Source organism: Halogranum rubrum (assembly GCF_900114455.1).
Lineage (GTDB): Archaea > Halobacteriota > Halobacteria > Halobacteriales > Haloferacaceae > Halogranum > Halogranum rubrum.
In genome coordinates this window covers 933,691-950,034 of the sequence record NZ_FOTC01000002.1, presented here as the reverse complement: position 1 = coordinate 950,034, position 16,344 = coordinate 933,691, and the positions used below count along the sequence as shown (strand labels likewise).

The 16,344-nt window shown below is 63.5% G+C and carries 19 protein-coding genes; 13 read left to right on the top strand and 6 right to left on the bottom strand.

What is annotated here, in order from left to right:
- The first annotated feature begins 34 nt into the window (after positions 1–34).
- Positions 35–1,291, top strand: coding sequence for a Glu/Leu/Phe/Val family dehydrogenase (locus BM083_RS13210; protein ID WP_089869938.1), 1,257 nt, complete (start codon positions 35–37; stop codon positions 1,289–1,291).
- Positions 1,292–1,386: 95 nt separating this feature from the next.
- On the top strand, positions 1,387–2,340 hold the full coding sequence (locus BM083_RS13205; protein WP_089869937.1) for a dienelactone hydrolase family protein: 954 nt from the start codon (positions 1,387–1,389) through the stop codon (positions 2,338–2,340).
- Positions 2,341–2,361: 21 nt separating this feature from the next.
- On the opposite strand, the gene BM083_RS13200 is transcribed toward BM083_RS13205, so the two are convergent.
- On the bottom strand, positions 2,362–2,817 hold the full coding sequence (locus tag BM083_RS13200; RefSeq protein WP_089869936.1) for a hypothetical protein: 456 nt from the start codon (positions 2,815–2,817) through the stop codon (positions 2,362–2,364).
- 128 nt (positions 2,818–2,945) lie between these two features.
- Here BM083_RS13200 and pyrB point away from each other — a divergent pair, with 128 nt between their 5' ends.
- The 5 genes from pyrB to BM083_RS13180 all read left to right on the top strand — a co-directional run bounded on the left by pyrB (position 2,946) and on the right by BM083_RS13180 (position 6,969).
- The gene (gene pyrB, locus BM083_RS13195) at positions 2,946–3,857 is read left to right on the top strand and encodes an aspartate carbamoyltransferase (protein WP_009374467.1); all 912 of its coding nucleotides are present in this window, start codon (positions 2,946–2,948) and stop codon (positions 3,855–3,857) included.
- On the top strand, positions 3,850–4,311 hold the full coding sequence (pyrI, locus tag BM083_RS13190; RefSeq protein WP_089869935.1) for an aspartate carbamoyltransferase regulatory subunit: 462 nt from the start codon (positions 3,850–3,852) through the stop codon (positions 4,309–4,311). Before pyrB ends, pyrI begins: the two co-directional genes overlap by 8 nt.
- Positions 4,312–4,623: 312 nt before the next feature.
- On the top strand, positions 4,624–5,484 hold the full coding sequence (locus BM083_RS13185) for an alpha-amylase family protein (protein WP_089869934.1): 861 nt from the start codon (positions 4,624–4,626) through the stop codon (positions 5,482–5,484).
- 245 nt (positions 5,485–5,729) lie between these two features.
- Positions 5,730–5,891 (top strand): hypothetical protein, encoded by a 162-nt coding sequence (locus BM083_RS23360; RefSeq protein ID WP_169315610.1) that lies wholly within the window; start codon positions 5,730–5,732, stop codon positions 5,889–5,891.
- A gap of 115 nt (positions 5,892–6,006) precedes the next feature.
- Positions 6,007–6,969 (top strand): nucleoside hydrolase, encoded by a 963-nt coding sequence (locus BM083_RS13180; RefSeq protein WP_089869933.1) that lies wholly within the window; start codon positions 6,007–6,009, stop codon positions 6,967–6,969.
- Between the two features lie 7 nt (positions 6,970–6,976).
- Here the strand turns inward: BM083_RS13180 and BM083_RS13175 are convergent, their stop codons facing one another.
- On the bottom strand, positions 6,977–7,693 hold the full coding sequence (locus BM083_RS13175) for a ThuA domain-containing protein (protein ID WP_089869932.1): 717 nt from the start codon (positions 7,691–7,693) through the stop codon (positions 6,977–6,979).
- A gap of 207 nt (positions 7,694–7,900) precedes the next feature.
- On the opposite strand from BM083_RS13175, the gene BM083_RS13170 reads away from it, so the two are divergent.
- Both BM083_RS13170 and BM083_RS13165 read left to right on the top strand, forming a co-directional pair.
- A complete protein-coding gene (locus tag BM083_RS13170) occupies positions 7,901–8,146 on the top strand; it encodes a hypothetical protein (protein ID WP_089869931.1) in 246 nt (81 codons plus the stop codon).
- Between the two features lie 8 nt (positions 8,147–8,154).
- The gene (locus BM083_RS13165; protein WP_089869930.1) at positions 8,155–8,364 is read left to right on the top strand and encodes a DUF1328 domain-containing protein; all 210 of its coding nucleotides are present in this window, start codon (positions 8,155–8,157) and stop codon (positions 8,362–8,364) included.
- A gap of 127 nt (positions 8,365–8,491) precedes the next feature.
- Here the strand turns inward: BM083_RS13165 and BM083_RS13160 are convergent, their stop codons facing one another.
- Positions 8,492–8,998, bottom strand: a complete 507-nt coding sequence (locus tag BM083_RS13160; protein WP_089869929.1) for a universal stress protein — start codon at positions 8,996–8,998, stop codon at positions 8,492–8,494.
- A gap of 65 nt (positions 8,999–9,063) precedes the next feature.
- Entirely contained in the window at positions 9,064–9,339 is a 276-nt protein-coding gene (locus tag BM083_RS13155) for a DUF7964 domain-containing protein (protein WP_089869928.1), read from the bottom strand.
- 124 nt (positions 9,340–9,463) lie between these two features.
- Between BM083_RS13155 and BM083_RS13150 the strand changes: the two genes are divergently transcribed.
- The gene (locus BM083_RS13150; protein WP_089869927.1) at positions 9,464–11,098 is read left to right on the top strand and encodes a flippase activity-associated protein Agl23; all 1,635 of its coding nucleotides are present in this window, start codon (positions 9,464–9,466) and stop codon (positions 11,096–11,098) included.
- 60 nt (positions 11,099–11,158) lie between these two features.
- Here the strand turns inward: BM083_RS13150 and BM083_RS13145 are convergent, their stop codons facing one another.
- Positions 11,159–12,112: a transcription initiation factor IIB gene (locus tag BM083_RS13145; protein ID WP_009374481.1), complete on the bottom strand. Its 954-nt coding sequence runs from the start codon at positions 12,110–12,112 to the stop codon at positions 11,159–11,161.
- Positions 12,113–12,271: 159 nt separating this feature from the next.
- Here BM083_RS13145 and BM083_RS13140 point away from each other — a divergent pair, with 159 nt between their 5' ends.
- The 3 genes from BM083_RS13140 (at position 12,272) to BM083_RS13130 (ending at position 14,555) form a co-directional block, all read left to right on the top strand.
- Complete coding sequence (locus tag BM083_RS13140; RefSeq protein WP_089869926.1) at positions 12,272–13,288, top strand: lamin tail domain-containing protein; 1,017 nt, start codon at positions 12,272–12,274, stop codon at positions 13,286–13,288.
- Positions 13,289–13,518: 230 nt separating this feature from the next.
- Entirely contained in the window at positions 13,519–13,929 is a 411-nt protein-coding gene (locus tag BM083_RS13135; protein ID WP_089869925.1) for a DUF7961 family protein, read from the top strand.
- A complete protein-coding gene (locus BM083_RS13130; RefSeq protein ID WP_089869924.1) occupies positions 13,929–14,555 on the top strand; it encodes an METTL5 family protein in 627 nt (208 codons plus the stop codon). Before BM083_RS13135 ends, BM083_RS13130 begins: the two co-directional genes overlap by 1 nt.
- On the opposite strand, the gene BM083_RS13125 is transcribed toward BM083_RS13130, so the two are convergent.
- Positions 14,552–16,240, bottom strand: coding sequence for a rhomboid family intramembrane serine protease (locus BM083_RS13125; protein ID WP_089869923.1), 1,689 nt, complete (start codon positions 16,238–16,240; stop codon positions 14,552–14,554). The genes BM083_RS13130 and BM083_RS13125 overlap by 4 nt on opposite strands.
- Positions 16,241–16,344: the final 104 nt, after the last annotated feature.

Sequence of the window (16,344 nt, the reverse complement as noted above, 5' to 3'; positions counted from 1 at the left end):
CACACTTAACCAATCTCCGCGTGGTATCTCGATTATGTCGGACGATGCTAATCCGTTCGAGTCCCTGCAGGAGCAGATCGACGACGCTGCGGCGTATCTCGACGTCGCGCCGGACGTCATCAACCGTCTGAAATATCCACAGCGTATCTTGGAGACGAACCTCTCGGTCGAGATGGACGACGGGACCGTCGACGTGTTTCAAGCGTTCCGTTCGCAGTTCAACGGCGACCGTGGACCCTACAAAGGTGGTATTCGCTATCACCCCAACGTCTCCCGTGACGAAGTGAAGGCACTCTCGGGGTGGATGGTGTACAAGTGCGCCGTCGTCGACATCCCGTACGGCGGCGGGAAAGGTGGCATCGTCATCGACCCCTCCGAGCACAGCGAATCCGAACTCGAACGCATCACCCGCGCGTTTGCGACAGAACTCCGTCCGTTCATCGGCGAGGACCGCGACATCCCGGCCCCCGACGTCAACACGGGCCAGCGTGAGATGAACTGGATCAAAGACACCTACGAGACGCTGGAAGGAACCACGGCACCGGGTGTCATCACGGGGAAGGCCCCCGACTCCGGCGGGAGTGCGGGCCGTGTCGAGGCGACGGGTCGCTCGACGGCAATCACCGCCCGCGAGGCGTTCGACTATCTCGACAAGGACATCGACGGCGCGACAGTCGCCGTCCAAGGCTACGGGAACGCTGGCTGGATTGCGGCGAACCTCATCGACGAACTCGGCGCGAACGTCGTCGCCGTCTCCGACTCCAGCGGCGGCATCTACAAGGAAGGCGGCTTCGACCCCAAGGCCGTCAAAGAGGCGAAAAACGAGTCCGGCAGCGTTACGAGTTACGACGACTACGACGAGGAACTCTCGAACGAAGAGCTACTGACGCTCGACGTCGACCTCCTCGTTCCTGCGGCCCTCGAAAACGCCATCGACGGTGACCTCGCACAAGACGTACAGGCCGACGTCGTCGTCGAAGCCGCGAACGGCCCGCTGACCCCCGACGCCGACGACGTGCTGACCGAACGTGAGGTCACCGTCTTTCCGGACATACTCGCGAACGCCGGTGGCGTCACCGTCTCGTACTTCGAGTGGGTCCAGAACCGCCAGCGCTTCTACTGGACCGAGGAACGCGTCAACGACGAACTGGAACGAATCATCGTCGACGCCTTCGAGAACATCGTCGACGCCTACGAGTCGAAGGACCTCCCGAACTTCCGAACCGCGGCGTACGTCGTCGCCATCGAGCGCGTCGCGAAGGCTTACCAACAGAGCGGCAACTGGCCGTAACGCGTCGACGCTCCTCGATTCCCTTCTCTTCTCTTCGTTTCGGTCGGTGTCGAATCTGACACAACTGTTTTCTCGTCTGAGAGCGCCCTGGCGGCATGAACTTTCGTCGACTTGTCCCACTCGTGGTTGCCGTGAGCGTGCTTCTCAGCGGGTGTGCGTCCTTCGAAGGACCGAACTCCGCGACGTCGACGAGCGAGTCTGACGGGTCGACGGCGACGACCACTGCGTCGGATGCAACGTCGACACCGGAGACGACTGACGAACAGGCCGCCCATATGGGCTGTCAACCCGGTGAAGTCGAGAAAGACGGGACCTGCGAGGTGGCCGTCTCGGGACAGAACGCCGAAATCTTCAGCGCCGAGAATCTCACCCCCATCACGGCCGAGCGGACGACCATCGACGGAACGCCCGGCTACCTCGTCCGTCCAGCAGACGACGGCACCTACCCGACCGTAGTCCTCATTCACGAGTGGTGGGGCCTCAACGAGAACATCGAGCATATGGCCGAGATTCTCGCGGGCCACGGCTACGTCGTCTTCGCCGTCGACCTCTACGACGGGGAGGTGGCGACGAACTCCTCGCGCGCCGGTGAACTCGCCGGGTCGGTCCGGAGCAACCCCGACGAAGCAGTCGCCAAGATGAGTCGCGCCGTCGACGCACTCCGCGCAGAGTCGTACACGACGGACCAAGTCGCCAGCCTCGGGTGGTGTTTCGGCGGCGGTCAGAGCCTCCAGTTGAGTCTCAGTGACGCCGACCTGGACGCGACAGTCATCTACTACGGGTCGCTCACGACTGACGAGCAAGAGTTACAGCACATCGACGCGCCCGTACTGGGCATCTTCGGGGCCGAGGACAGTTCGATTCCCGTCGAGACGGTCGAGGCGTTCAATCAGACGCTCGACGACCTCGGTGTCGAACACGAAATCTACGTCTACGAGGGCGCACCGCACGCTTTCGCCAACCCGAGCGGCGAGCGGTTCCATCCCGAGGCGACGGAAGACGCGTGGGAGAAGACGTTGCGGTTCTTGGACGAGAATCTGAAAGGGTAACTCGACGACGCTGCTGTCCTTTCAGTCCCACACACTCTCCAGACGCCGAATTACGCCCACCCCGACCGTACCAAGAGTGAGCACGAATCCGGACAGTCCGGCCTCCGTTCGGTAGTCGAACCACCACGGGTCTGTCTCGTGGTCGAGTCTGTACTGGTACACCCGTTCGTCGTCGACGATAGAGAATCGCGTGTCTTCGTCGCCGTCGAGGTAATCCGGTGATTCCGAGAACGTCACCGACCCCGTACGCCGCGCTTGGGTCAATGCGGTCTGTTCGTCGTCGTCGAGAGTGTTCCAGAAGTAGGCGGTGTCCTGTACTGCGCCCGCCTCGTAGTCGGTGCCGACGGAGGTGAGCGTGTACGTCCGCTCCGCCGGGACGACCATCGGCGCGACGAGCGACCCGAGGGTCACCGCGAGCGCGACGACGAAAAGCACGCGTCGCCATCGCTCCGAGAGCCAGCGGTGTGTGGAGGGCATTCGTACACGTGGCCAAGAGTCCGTCTCGCATAGCTGTTTTCGTCGGTGACGATACGCACAGGTACGCATACCTGGGGGTACACCGAGACCCGATTGATTCAAGCCCCTGCACGATGCCACACCAAACGATGCGCCACGACCACCTCATCTCCGCGAACCAACTCACGCGGGAGGACATCGAGGCGGTGCTCGACCGGGCGGCCGACATCGCCGAGAATCCCGCCGCGTTCCGGGAACAGCAGGCCGGGTCGGTGCTCGCACTCTGTTTCTTCGAGCCGAGTACCCGAACTAAGATGAGTTTCGACACGGCCATGAAACGTCTCGGTGGCGACACCACCGACATGGGTTCGGTCGAATCCTCCTCCGTGAAGAAAGGCGAGAGCCTCGCCGACACCGTCCGCGTCATCCAGGGCTACGCCGACGCCATCGTCCTCCGACATCCGAGCGAAGGTGCCGCGAAGATGGCCTCGGAGTTCGCCGACGTCCCCATCGTCAACGCCGGCGACGGGGCGGGCCAGCATCCGTCGCAGACGCTCTTGGACCTCTTCACCATCCGTGAGAACGCCGGCCTCGACGACCTCACCATCGGCATCATGGGCGACCTGAAGTACGGGCGGACGGTCCACTCGCTGGCCAGTGCGCTCACGAACTTCGACGCGCGCCAGCACTTCATCAGCCCCGAGAGTCTGCGACTGCCTCGAAGCGTCCGATTCGACCTCCACGAGGAGGGTGCCCAAGTTCGCGAACACACCGACCTCGACGAGGTGCTCTCGGAACTCGACGTCCTCTACGTCACTCGCATTCAGCGCGAGCGGTTCCCCGACGAGAACGAGTACCACAAGGTCGCCGGCGAGTACCAGATAGACCTCGACACACTCGACGCCGCGAGCGACGACTTGACCGTGATGCACCCGCTACCGCGCGTCGACGAAATCGCGCCCGAGATAGACGAGACGGCGTACGCGACGTACTTCGAACAGGCACACAACGGCGTCCCGGTCCGGATGGCGCTGCTCGACTCCCTTCTGACCCATGAGTGAACACGAACTCCGCGTCTCGAAGATTCGCAACGGCACCGTCATCGACCACGTCAGCGGCGGGCAGGCGCTCAACGTCCTCGCCATCCTCGGTATCGACGGGGAGGCAGGCGAGTCGGTGAGTCTCGGGATAAACGTCCCCTCGGACCGCCTCGGCAAGAAGGACATCGTGAAGGTCGAAGACCGCGAGTTGAGTCAGTCCGAAGTCGACGTGCTCTCGCTCATCGCGCCCGAGGCGACCATCAACATCGTCCGGGACTACGAAGTCGCCGACAAACTCCGCGTCGAACGCCCGGACTTCGTCACGGGCGTCCTCTCGTGTCCGAACCGTAACTGCATCACGCAGGCGAACGAACCCGTCGTCTCGAAGTTCGACGTCGTCGACGACGGCGTCCGTTGTACCTACTGTAGCACTATCGTCCGCGAGGACATCGCCGACCACCTCGACGTCGACTGAGCGCTCCCGGTTCGGGTCTCTCCGGTGTCTCTTCGGAGTCGACGAACCGACACTGACGGTCGTCTAACGCCCTCCAGAAACGCTTTTGAGCGTGTCTTCCTTTCACCAGCACATGTCCAAAAAAGCGAAGTTCGTATTCGTGCTGATACTCGTCGCGATGATGTACGTGTTCACCTCGGCCAATGCCGAACCGGTCGAAGTCGAAGTCGAGGCGTAAGTCGACGCTCGGTCGCTGCTTCTCGCGTGCGCTCCGACTGACGAACGCACCGTCGGAACGAACGACTTAGGCACGGGGCGCCCAAACCCCGAAACATGTACGGGGTCGTCACGCGAAACGCACCGGAGGTCGACTGGCCCGAGTTCGACCGTGGGTTCTACGAGGTCAAAGACGTCACCGGCCGCGCGGCCGCGCCACTCTCGAACGCCGTCAACATGATCTCGTGTTTCGGCGACAACGCCGCCGCCAACGAGAATCCCGAACTCGTCCCCGTCAACGACGACGGCGAACTGGCCACCCGCGACCGGACCTTCTTCGACTGGGCGTACATCTGCCCGACCAACGAGAAGTATCGTGCCGGTCTGCTCGAAATCGTCGAGGACTGCGCCGCCGAGAACGGCGACGTGCGCCTCGACGACGTCGGCTTCCCTCGCGAGGAGTACTGTTACTGTGAGCGGTGTACTCGACGCTTCGAGGAGAGCGGGTACGAGGACCGCTTTGCGTGGCGCGCCTCGGTCATCACCGAGTTCGTCGCCGAGGCGGCCGAGCGAATCCCCGGTCGGACCTACCTCACGCTCTACCCCGACCCCTATCCGGGCCATCTCTACCGGCGTGCCGGACTCGACATCGAGGCACTCTCCGAGCACGTCGACGAGTTTGTCGTGCCGCTCTACGACATCAACTACGGGACGACCTACTGGCTCGAAACCATCGCGAAAGGGTTCAACAGCCTCCTGAACTGGTCTCCGGACGACCCGGATGCCGAGGGAACGCCATTCTCCATCGAACTCTACGCCGTCGACGTCGACATCGACGACCTGATTCACGCGACAGAGGTCGCCGACGCCTACGCGAAGGACGTCTTCTTCGGTTACGACGCGAGCAACGCGGCGGCGACGCTCCGACGGATGAAAGCCGACGAGCAAGAGGGGAAGACGTTCGGCGGCGAGTCGTAAATTCGGGACTCGTTGCTACGCGCCGCCCGAGAGAAACCAGATGACGACGATGCCGAGTATCGTCATGAAGATGGCGATGGCGAACAGGCCGTACAGCAGTCGGCGCTGGCCGGTTGTCGGTTGGGCCATGTCCGTTCCAAGGACGCGACGCGCTTAGTTCGTGCGGTGGCGGCCATCGCTTCTGTCGCCGTGACGCCTCTCCGCTCGACGAAACGACTATGAAGAATCGTGTCGATTGTTCTCACATGGCAACCGAGGCTACTGCTCCGAACCTGTCGCGATGCCTGAACTGTCGGTTCACCGCTCCTGCTGGCGGCAGCGAGTGGGACCATGTCGACTCGCCACCGCTCGGCCGGATGACGCGCTGTCCGGACTGCGGGTCGACGAACGTTCTCAGCGGAAGGTGAGGTGACACAGAGGACGGAGAACACGAGAAACACGCGTGCGAACGCGACGACGGGACGAGCGCCGAGTCGGCCGCGGGGCGTAACCCACTTCTTTCACCGCTGTGACCCCACCTACATGAGTGACGAGTCACGTCGCGTCGTGGTCGACACCGACACCGCCGGCGACGACACCCAAGCGCTCCTGATGGCCGTCGCCTCCGACCGCGTCTCGGTCGAGGCAGTGACCATCGTGGGTGGCAACGTCGAGTTCGAGTACGAAGTCGAGAACGCCAAGTATACGCTGCAACTCGCCGACGCCGAGGACGTCCCGGTCTACGAAGGCGCACGAAACCCGCTCGTGAAAGACCACGAGTTCGCCGACTACGTCCACGGCGAAGGTGGACTCGGTGGCGACCTCTTTCCCGACACGGGCATCGAGTCGGCCGACGGCTACGGGCCGGACGCCATCGTCCAGATGGCCAGGGACAATCCCGGTGAACTCACCCTGCTCTGTATCGGCCCGCTGACGAACGTCGCACTCGCCTGTCGGCAGGAACCCGAACTGGGCGAGTTGCTCGACGAGGTGTGGGTGATGGGCGGCGCGGTCAACACCCTCGGTAACGACACGCCGAGCGCCGAGTACAACTTCTGGGTCGACCCAGATGCGGCGAAAGTCGTCGTCGACGAACTCGACGTCACGCTCGTCGACTGGGGCGTCTGCATGGAGTACGGCGCGTTCGGCCCGGAGATTCTCGACCGTATCGACGACATCGACACCCCGTTCGCCGAGTTCTACCGCACCATCACCAGTCACGTCCGCGAGTTCACCCGCGAACAGCAGGGTATCGACGCCGTCACGCAACCGGACTCGCTGGCGGCGGCGCTCATGATTGCACCCGAACTCCGCGGCGAGGTAGGCCACTACTACGTCGACGTCGACGAACGCGAGGGGATGACTCGCGGCCACAGCCTCGTCGACGAGAACGGCGTGCTCGACGAGGAGCCGAACACGCACGTCGTCGAGTCGCTCGATGCAGACCGCTTCGCCGAGATGTCGCTGGCGATGTTGCGAGGCGAGACGCCCGAGTCGGTGCTGTAGGGGAGTTTTAACGCAGGTCTTCGAGTGGGTCAGCGTTGTCGAACGACGGCGTCGGTCCGTCGACGGGTGCGGCCCACTCGGCGGCGTTGGCGAGCACCTGTTTGATCTCGTCTTGGTAGTAGATGGGGTACGTCTCGTGGCCCGGTCGGAAGTAGAAGATACGTCCCGACCCGCGCGTGTAACAGCATCCGGAGCGGAACACTTCGCCGCCCTCGAACCACGAGTTGAACACGAGCGTCTCCGGTGCGGGCACGTCGAACCGTTCGCCGTACATCTCCGCCTTCGGAACCTCGAAGGACTCCTCCAGACCGGCGGTGATGGGGTGACTCGGTTCGACCGTCCAGAGTCGTTCTTTCTCGCCCGCCTCGCGCCACTTCAGCGAACAGGAGGTGCCCATCAGCTTCTTGAAAATCTTCGAGTAGTGACCCGAGTGGAGGACGAGCAGGCCCATCCCGTCGAGGACGCGTTCGTGGACACGTTCGACGATGTGGTCTGCGACTTCGTCGTGGGCGCGGTGGCCCCACCACGTCAGCACGTCGGTGTCGTCGAGGACGCCTTGCGTCAGACCGTGTTCGGGGTCGTCGAGCGTCGCCGTGTGCGTCTCGAAGCCGTGTTCTTCCAGTCCGTTGGCGATGGCCGTGTGGATACCATCGGGGTAGATGTCGGCGACGTCGTCGTTGTGCTTCTCGTGTCGGAACTCGTTCCAGACGGTGACACGCGTCATTGGTCTCACCTCTCGGGGGGAGCACAAGTGGGTTGTGGAGCCATCGCCACCGACCGTGTCGCGTCACAACAAGAGTGATACTACGCCGAATACCCCATATCTATTCAATAGCTCAGCCCCCGACTGTAGGGTGTTGAGAAGCGACTCAGTCCTCCGGGCAACTGAACCAGGAGCACGTCGCTCTCCAACAGGAATGCGTGAAACACTATGGCACAAACGTTCAACATAACTGACGACGAAGTCGGGAAGAAAGTCATCGCCGCGGACGGTGACGAAATCGGACTGGTGACAGAGGTACGACACGGAACCGCCTACGTCGACGCCGACCCAAGCCTGACAGACAAACTGATGTCGAAACTGGGCTGGGAACACACCGACGACGACGCGTATCCGCTCCAGAAGTCTGAGATCGAGACCATCACGGACGACGAGATACGTCTCCGCCGGATGTAGGTGAGTCGATGACTTACCTCACCGTCACAGACCTCGTGACGTTCCTGACTCCGCTACAGTTCAGTGGCGACTTCATCCAGTACGCGCTAATCTTCTTCGTGCTGGCGATTATCGCGGCCGTGGTCGGCATGCGAGGGGTCGCCGGTATCTCGATGGAGATTGCCCGGGTCTTCGTGGTGCTCTTCATCATCTTCGCGATCGTCTCGATCATCCTCTAACTCGACCCGGTCCGACTTTTTCCCGACACGAACGAACACGGCGTAGCCACCGCTTCGGTAGTTCGTACGTTCGATTCGGCGGCGGTGCCTCGGGGGTTTCTCGACGACCGTATCCCTGCCGATTGCCTCATTCCACCATCTCGTACGTCGACGTTTCCGACACCGTCGATGACTCAGACGCTTCGGGTGCTTCTGGTGCTTCGGACGCCTCTGGCCGTCGCACGACCAACACCGGCACGTCCGCGTTTCGAACGACGCGCTCGGTCACACTGCCCAACAGATACCGGTCGAGGCCCGTTCGGCCGTTCGTCCCCATCACGAGGAGGTCGATGTCGTGGCCGGTGGCGTAGTCCAGAATCGTGCGAGCGGGGTGGCCGGTCAACACGTCGGTGACGACGTCGACACCTCGCTCGGCCGCTCGCCGTTCGATTGCATCGACTGCTTCTGTGCCTTCACCTTCGAGCGCGACGGCGACCAGTTCCGATTCACTGACGATACTGTCGACTGCCGACTGGTCGACGACGTAGAGCACGTGGAGCCGAGACCCGTAGGTCGCAGCCAAGTCCAGTGCGTGGTCGAGCGCACCCGTCGCCGCCGGACTGCCGTCACTCGGGAGGAGTATCTCGTCGTACATCGAGAGAGATACGTTCGCAGCGGATATAGCCGTGCGCCGGTCTCGGTTGGGTTCTCCCCCTCTCCCTATTCGTCGGTACGAGCGTCCCGCACCGTCTCCTCACAGACGCGCAGCGCCTCGTAGCGCTCGACGTCGTCGAGCGAGACGGTCTCGACGACTTCCCAGCCGTCGTCGGTGAGGAGAAGCGCCTTCACCCACGAGGCGGTGGCGAGTAGTACCGCGTCGGTGGGCGTGTCGTCGTCGTCGACGGCGATTGCGAGTTCGACGGCGTCCGAGCGATTCAGTGCGGCCACTTCACCGTCGTCGAGCGGTCTGGTCGGGAGCGAATCTACGAGCGTCATAGTCGACAGAGTGGCGGCGAGCGTGTTGACGCTTGCGAACTCTTGTGAACTCCGACAATCAGACAGACGGAGCCTCGCCCGCGAAGTCGAAAGCTTTCTGCCGTGAGGCAGTGGATGACCGCACATGTCGCACGCTGACGACTCGGCCGACCACGACGGGCGAGTCATCCTCCCCGTCGTCGCCCTCACGCTCCTCGCGGTGGTCGTCCGCCTCGTCGGCCTCGGAACCCGGTCGTTTCACTGGGACGAAGGCCGCGTCGGATACTGGACGCTCCGCTTTCTGAAGACCGGTGCGTTCGAGTATCGACCCGTCGCCGGCGGTCCGTTCCTCTATCTGGTCGACCAACCCGTCTTCGCACTCCTCGGTCCCTCGGACTTCTCCGCTCGCCTCGTCGTGGCACTCGTCGGCGGCTTGCTCCCTCTCGTCGCACTCCTCTTCCGCCGTCGACTCGCCGCCGACGAGACAGTCGTCTTCGCCGCCATCCTCGCGCTCAGTCCGACGCTCGTCTACTACTCCCGATTCCTCCGAGGTGACCTCCCGCTCGCCGCCTTCTCGCTCGTCGCACTCGGTTGTCTGGTCAGCCTCGTCGACACTGGTCGCCGCCGGTATCTCTACGGGGCGGCACTCGCCGGGGCGCTCGCGTTCACCACGTCGGGGTTCATCGTCGGCTACGTCGCCTGTTGGCTCGTCGCGGGCGCACTCGTCTTCGACCACGTTCGGGTCTACGGCGACGCCCGACAGACAGCACTCGACCGTGTCTCGGGTTACGGGCGAACCCTTCACGACTGGGTGACGCCGCTCGCACGGGCGTTTCTCCTCTTCGTCGCCGTCTTCATCTTCTTCTACGCACCGCGGAGTGCCGACGGAAGTGGTCCTGACCTCTGGAACCCACTGACGTTCCCGGCCGTGCTAGAAGAGGCGCTCTACGGGTCGCTCCGGAAGTACGTCGGTGTCTGGGTAGAGTACCGAGACGGACACGAGTTCCTCGCGTACATCGCTGCGCACGTCGAACTGCTCGTCGTCCTCGCCGCGCCGCTCTTCCTCCTCGGCCTGTTCGGCTTCGCGGCCGAACGCTACGCCGGACGGAACCGGTCTGTCGTCGCCTTCGCGAGCTACTGGGCCGGGGCCTCACTGTTGTTCTTCCCGGTCATCACCGAACTGACCGCTCCGTGGGTTATCGTCCACACGCTCGCGCCGACGAGTCTCCTCGCGGCAGTCGGCGGCGCGAAACTCGTTCGCTTCGCCCGACAGGGCGTCTCCGACCGAAACGCTGCCAGAACGGGCATCGCCGCACTGTTGATACTCGCCGTCGTCGCACAGGCCGGCGCGCTCGCCGCCTCGAACGTCTACGGCCCGAGCGACTGGGACAACCGGATGGCACAGTACGGCCAACCCGCCGGCGACCTGGACGCGATGGCGACCAACGCCTCAACGGCGATGGCCGGAAACGAGGGCATCGACGTCGTCTACGTCGGTGACCGATACTACCTCGCCGACGACAGCGACGAAGACTACCCACCTGTCCCCGAATCGTGGGGCAACCGCCTCCCGCTTCCGTGGTACTTCGAGCGGATGGACGCCGAGACGACGAGCGTCTCGAACGCGACGCGACTCGACACGCTCGACGAGACGCCGCCCGTCGTCGTCGCCCAACCGCAGTACAGGGCGGCGCTGGACGAGCGACTCACGGGCTACCGAGTCGACGAGTACGAACTGGCGCTGTGGAACCGCAACGTCGTGGTCTACACTCGTCAGTAAGTCGAAACCCGTAACAAGCGGAGAAAGGCTGTGTCGTGTAGGAGTCGGACGCGCCTCGTCTCAGCGGAAGCCCATCGCTTCGATCTGTTCTTGGTATCGGTTTCGGATGGTGACTTCGGTGACTTGCGCGACGTCGGCGACTTCACGCTGCGTCTTCTTCTCGTTGCAGAGCAGCGACGCGGCGTAGATGGCGGCGGCGGCGAACCCTGTCGGCGACTTCCCCGACAGTAGCCCCTGTTCGGCGGAGACGTCGATAATCTCGACCGCTTTCGCCTGCACCTCTTCGCTCAGTTCGAGCGCAGAGGCGAACCGTGGGACGAACTGCTTGGGGTCGACGGGTTTGAGTTCGAGACCGAGTTCCTGAGAGATGTAGCGATACGTCCGGCCGATTTCCTTCTGTGGTACGCGCGAGACTTCCGCGACTTCGTCGAGGCTCCGCGGGATGCCTTCCTGTCGGCACGCGGCGTAGAGCGCGCTCGTAGCGACACCCTCGATGGAGCGGCCGCGGATGAGGTCCTCGTTGAGTGCGCGCCGATAGATGACAGACGCGACTTCTCGAACGGAGCGTGGAACACCCAATGCGGAAGCCATGCGGTCGATTTCACTGAGTGCGAACTGGAGGTTGCGCTCGCCCGCGTCTTTCGTGCGGATGCGCTCCTGCCACTTGCGGAGTCGGTGCATCTGGGAGCGTTTCTCGGAGGAGAGTGAGCGTCCGTAGGCGTCTTTGTCCTTCCAGTCGATGGTCGTCGTCAGCCCGCGGTCGTGCATCGTCTCGGTGATGGGTGCGCCGACGCGCGACTTCGACTGGCGTTCGGAGTGGTTGAACGCGCGCCACTCGGGACCGCGGTCGATAGAGCGTTCGTCGATGACGAGACCACAGTCGTTGCAGACGAGTTCTCCCTGGTCGGCGTCCGTGATGATGTCGGTCGAATCACACTCCGGACATTGTACTGTCTCGTCCGCTTCCTGTTCGACCTCTTGCGCTTGCTGACGCTGTCGGGTTGGACGCTCCATTATAAGGTTTGTGGACGAGGACGAATTTAAAGCTTTGTGCCAGTAGAAGCGATTCCCCCGGATAATAGGAAGTTGTTGCCGCAAACTCGCTCAGAGAATAGAAATCTATCGGTATTCAACTGTAGATTTATATACCCATACAGTCAATCAATCCGAACGATGGTTCGCGCGCGTCGTTTCGACGTTCTTGTCTTTCTTTCTATCTTACTCGTTCTGAGTGGATGTGTCGCACCGGTGACTCCCGAGCAGTCGACCCCGATGGATGCCTCGGACGGGACGAGCGGGGCGTCGGCACAGACACCGAACTCGGTCGGGACACCCGTGGCGTCGACGGCCCCCGTCGTCACGGTGACCGTCGTCGACGTCGTCGACGGTGACACGGTGAAAGTTCGCTACGAGAACGGGACACGAGACACGGTTCGTCTCCTCGGTGTCGACACGCCCGAGACGTACGGCGAGAACACCCCAGACGAGTTCGAGGGTGTTCCGGAGACCGACGCCGGACGACAGTGTCTCCGTCGGTACGGAGAGCAGGCCAGCGAGTTCGCGACCGACACGCTTGACGGTCGGACGGTTCGTCTCGGATTCGACGAGAACGAGGGTCGACGCGGCTACTACGACCGCCTCCTCGCCTACGTCTATCTCGACGGTGAGCAGTTCAACTATCGCCTCGTCGCCGAGGGCCACGCTCGGATGTACGACAGTCAGTTCGTCGAACGAACGCGGTACGCCGCCGCCGAGCGCGCAGCGCAGGAGGCCAATCGTGGTGTGTGGAACTGCGCGACGGCCGCTGCCGACGGTGGGTCGGCAGCGACTGAGACTGAGACTGAATCTGAGAGCGAAGACGGACCCCTCCGTCTCTCGCTCCACGCCGACGCGGCGGGAGCGGACGGCGACAACCTGAACGACGAGTACGTCACGCTCACCAACACGGGGTCGGAGTCGCTGGCACTCGGCGGATGGACCGTCGCCGACGCCGCCGACCACGTCTACACCGTTCGGACCGGGACCACACTCGAGTCGGGCGAATCGTTGGTGATTCACACCGGGAGTGGCCGCGACAGCGACACCGACTACTACTGGGGTCGAAACTCGCCGGTGTGGAACAACGACGGCGATACGGTGACCGTCCGCGACGAGACGGGGACGACTGTCGCTGTCCACCGAAGCGGATAGCGACAGTACGACGAACAGTGGGCCGAATGAGCGAGACTGACGAGCGAGTCGAGTCTCGTGCGTAAGGGGGAGGGAGCGTGTGCTCCCCACACGTACTATGTGACGAGGTCACATGAGTCACTAGCTCGACTGCTACAGACGGTATCTGACAACGGGACATTTCGCCACGAAGAATAACTACCACGCATTCACAAAGATTTTTGTATAACCTCGAAATATGTATGAGTAACATGAGCACGACCCACTCTCCGAACGTTCAACGAGCGGTCTCGACGTGCCGTCCGGCAGACGTCACCTCGGTCGAACTGGACGCTGCGGCCCTCGATTCGACCGCGTCGTCGTATCTTCGGGAAGTCAAGGCGGAACTCGCCGACGAAGGGTATCAGGCTGCGACTCTCGCCGTCACCGCCCGCTTCGACGAGAACTGCTCGCTCGCCACGCAGACAGAGATAGACTCCCTCCGCGAGTACGTCGAGGCGGCGTCGTTCCTCGGTGCGAGTCGACTCACGGTCACCGTCGACACTGTCGCCGCACCCGAGAAGGTCCGTCCTGCGCTCGCCGCACTCGCAGAACGGGCCGACCGAGAGGGCGTCCAACTCACACTCGCGGGCGACGCCGAACTGACGCTTCCCGTCAACTGATGGCGACGAAGCGCGCGCTCGAAGGAAAACTCGCCGTCGTCGCTGGCTTCGAGAATCCACAGGCGTCGCTCGAACAGTATCCGACGCCACCGGGACTGGCCGCGCACGTCGTCCACATCGCCGACCTCCAAGGCGACATCCAGGGCCGAACGGTGGTCGACCTCGGCACCGGGACGGGGATGCTCGCGCTCGGTGCGGCGCTCCGCGGTCCGGCCCGCGTCGTCGGTCTCGAACTCGACCGCGCGGCGCTCGACACGGCCCGTGCGAACCAGAAGCGCGTCGGGACGACGACGCCGATTCACTGGCTCCACGGCGACGCGACGCGCGCGCCACTCTGTATCGAAGAACCCGTAACCGTCGTGATGAACCCCCCGTTCGGGGCACAGGACGGCCACGAGGGTGCAGACCGGGCGTTTCTCGTGACTGCTGCCGACATCGCCGACGTCTCGTACTCCGTCCACAACGCCGGGAGCCAGGAGTTCGTCGAGGCGTTCGCCGCCGACAACGCTGGCGAGGTCACACACGCGTTTCAGGCGACGTTCGACCTGGACCGGCAGTTCGACTTCCACGAGAAGGTGAAGCGAGAGATAGAGACCGAAGTCTACCGTATCGAGTGGCGTAACTAACTGTACGTCTCTCTCGTCGCCACCCGGACGACCGTCCCGTCGTCCGTCCGCGCGACGAGTTTTCTGCCCTCGTTGGTGAACTCGATTCCGCCGAGTGCCACCGACTCGTTCTTGACCGGAAGTGGCGCACGAGCGCGCTGCGTCCCGTTTCCGACGACGAGTGCGTACCCGTCTCGGTCGGCCGCGAGCGAGACGTTCTGCCCGGCGAGTACTGGCTCTGCGCGGACGGGGTCCGACGCGAAGACGGGGGTTCGTTCGTCGCCGACGCGGAGTGTCACGCGATAGACCGACCTGTTGCCCTCGACTTCCCACCCGTCGCGAGTGGCGACGACTGTCTCGCGCCATCCGACGTCGCCGAGGCGGACGGGGACGCTGCCGTCGAACGCGAGTTGTGACTTCGAGACGGCCGTAATCCAGAGATTTCGCTCGGAACTCTGGACGATGACGCCCGACGTCTGCACCGTCGTCGTCTCGCCGAACGCCTCCACGTTGGCGACGGCGACCATCTGGTTCTGGACGTTCTCGGCGTACGTCACCTCGTAGTCACGGACCGAGACGGTGGGACCATCGAGTTCGTCGTCGGCCGCGGTGAGGAGGTTGACACCGGCTCCTGGCCCCGCCAGCAACGCCGTGACGAGCAAGAGGGTGAGAAACGCCACTTGGGGGCGCGAGAGTCTCGTGAGTGACCCACGGAGCGTCTCTGCTCGTCCAGCACCCGCTGCATCCCAGTGGGCGGACATTCGGCTGTCGTCGGTACGGACGGCGGCGGTCACGAGCGTCGCCAAGAGTGTGACGAGAGCGAGTCCGCCAGCCCGATACAGGATGAACTGACCGTTGCCGCGGAACCAGTAGACGGCCCACAGCGACTGAGCGACCGAGAACAACAGCACACCGGTCCACAACCGAAGTGCGGACGGATGGTCGTCGCGACGACGCTCGGAGACCCACAGGCCGAGGAGGACACCGAGGAGGAACCCGAGGGCGTGTCCCTGCAGCGCGATGTCGGCGAACCACGGCGTCGAGAAGACCTCTCGACTCGACACGCGGGAGATGGGCGTCAAGAACGCACCGTACACGAGCCGAATCACCTGTCCAGCGACGAGCGCCAAGACGGTGCCGAGTGGGTAGTAGACGAGTGCGAAACCAGCGAACGCGAAGACGACGCCGGAGAAGCCGATGACGGGACCGAGGCCGAAGAAGGACGTCGCGAATCCGACGACGACGACGGCGACGGGAAAGAGGACGAACGCGCGCACGTAGGGGTTCGTCCGCCACGACGAGAACGAGGTCGACCCGCGGTTACGTGGGTAGTGTCCCCACGCGTACTCGACGAGTGGGGCGTAGGTGAGCGTGCCGACGAGGTTGCCGACGAGATGGTTCGGGCCGGAGTGAGAGAACGCCGCAGTCACCATCCCGAGCGGATAGGTGTACGACCACGCGGTGAACGGGATGACGATGGGCGTGAACCAGTGGGCGAGTCCACCCTGGACGAACAGATAGACGGCGAGGACGAAACAGATGGAGACGACTGTCCCCCACGGGACGCCAGCGACGAACCGGCGACGGAGCTGTTGGCCCCACCGTCCCGCCGGTCGGTCGACCCACCAGACGAGGCCCACGGCCAGCAGCGCGGCCAGCACGACGGCAGCCCGCTGGACGGGGAGGGTTTCGAACGTCGGGACCATAGCTGACACTACGTGCCGCCGTGCTTGAATGTCGCGGTAGAGAAAACGACACATCTGCCGATAGCCGCGTCACAGTGCTGTCAGCGATCACAGAGCGCAAAGAG

What these genes read in the sequence shown, in the direction of transcription:
- BM083_RS13205 (WP_089869937.1), top strand. Translation starts at nt 1,387, where the DNA reads ATGAACTTTCGTCGACTTGTCCCACTCGTGGTTGCCGTGAGCGTGCTT.
- BM083_RS13185 (WP_089869934.1), top strand. Translation starts at nt 4,624, where the DNA reads ATGTACGGGGTCGTCACGCGAAACGCACCGGAGGTCGACTGGCCCGAG.
- BM083_RS13130 (WP_089869924.1), top strand. Translation starts at nt 13,929, where the DNA reads ATGGCGACGAAGCGCGCGCTCGAAGGAAAACTCGCCGTCGTCGCTGGC.
- BM083_RS23360 (WP_169315610.1), top strand. Translation starts at nt 5,730, where the DNA reads ATGGCAACCGAGGCTACTGCTCCGAACCTGTCGCGATGCCTGAACTGT.
- BM083_RS13155 (WP_089869928.1), bottom strand. Translation starts at nt 9,339, where the DNA reads ATGACGCTCGTAGATTCGCTCCCGACCAGACCGCTCGACGACGGTGAA.
- pyrB (WP_009374467.1), top strand. Translation starts at nt 2,946, where the DNA reads ATGCGCCACGACCACCTCATCTCCGCGAACCAACTCACGCGGGAGGAC.
- BM083_RS13200 (WP_089869936.1), bottom strand. Translation starts at nt 2,817, where the DNA reads ATGCCCTCCACACACCGCTGGCTCTCGGAGCGATGGCGACGCGTGCTT.
- BM083_RS13145 (WP_009374481.1), bottom strand. Translation starts at nt 12,112, where the DNA reads ATGGAGCGTCCAACCCGACAGCGTCAGCAAGCGCAAGAGGTCGAACAG.
- BM083_RS13165 (WP_089869930.1), top strand. Translation starts at nt 8,155, where the DNA reads ATGACTTACCTCACCGTCACAGACCTCGTGACGTTCCTGACTCCGCTA.
- BM083_RS13150 (WP_089869927.1), top strand. Translation starts at nt 9,464, where the DNA reads ATGTCGCACGCTGACGACTCGGCCGACCACGACGGGCGAGTCATCCTC.
- pyrI (WP_089869935.1), top strand. Translation starts at nt 3,850, where the DNA reads ATGAGTGAACACGAACTCCGCGTCTCGAAGATTCGCAACGGCACCGTC.
- BM083_RS13140 (WP_089869926.1), top strand. Translation starts at nt 12,272, where the DNA reads ATGGTTCGCGCGCGTCGTTTCGACGTTCTTGTCTTTCTTTCTATCTTA.
- BM083_RS13170 (WP_089869931.1), top strand. Translation starts at nt 7,901, where the DNA reads ATGGCACAAACGTTCAACATAACTGACGACGAAGTCGGGAAGAAAGTC.
- BM083_RS13125 (WP_089869923.1), bottom strand. Translation starts at nt 16,240, where the DNA reads ATGGTCCCGACGTTCGAAACCCTCCCCGTCCAGCGGGCTGCCGTCGTG.
- BM083_RS13175 (WP_089869932.1), bottom strand. Translation starts at nt 7,693, where the DNA reads ATGACGCGTGTCACCGTCTGGAACGAGTTCCGACACGAGAAGCACAAC.
- BM083_RS13210 (WP_089869938.1), top strand. Translation starts at nt 35, where the DNA reads ATGTCGGACGATGCTAATCCGTTCGAGTCCCTGCAGGAGCAGATCGAC.
- BM083_RS13135 (WP_089869925.1), top strand. Translation starts at nt 13,519, where the DNA reads ATGAGCACGACCCACTCTCCGAACGTTCAACGAGCGGTCTCGACGTGC.
- BM083_RS13160 (WP_089869929.1), bottom strand. Translation starts at nt 8,998, where the DNA reads ATGTACGACGAGATACTCCTCCCGAGTGACGGCAGTCCGGCGGCGACG.
- BM083_RS13180 (WP_089869933.1), top strand. Translation starts at nt 6,007, where the DNA reads ATGAGTGACGAGTCACGTCGCGTCGTGGTCGACACCGACACCGCCGGC.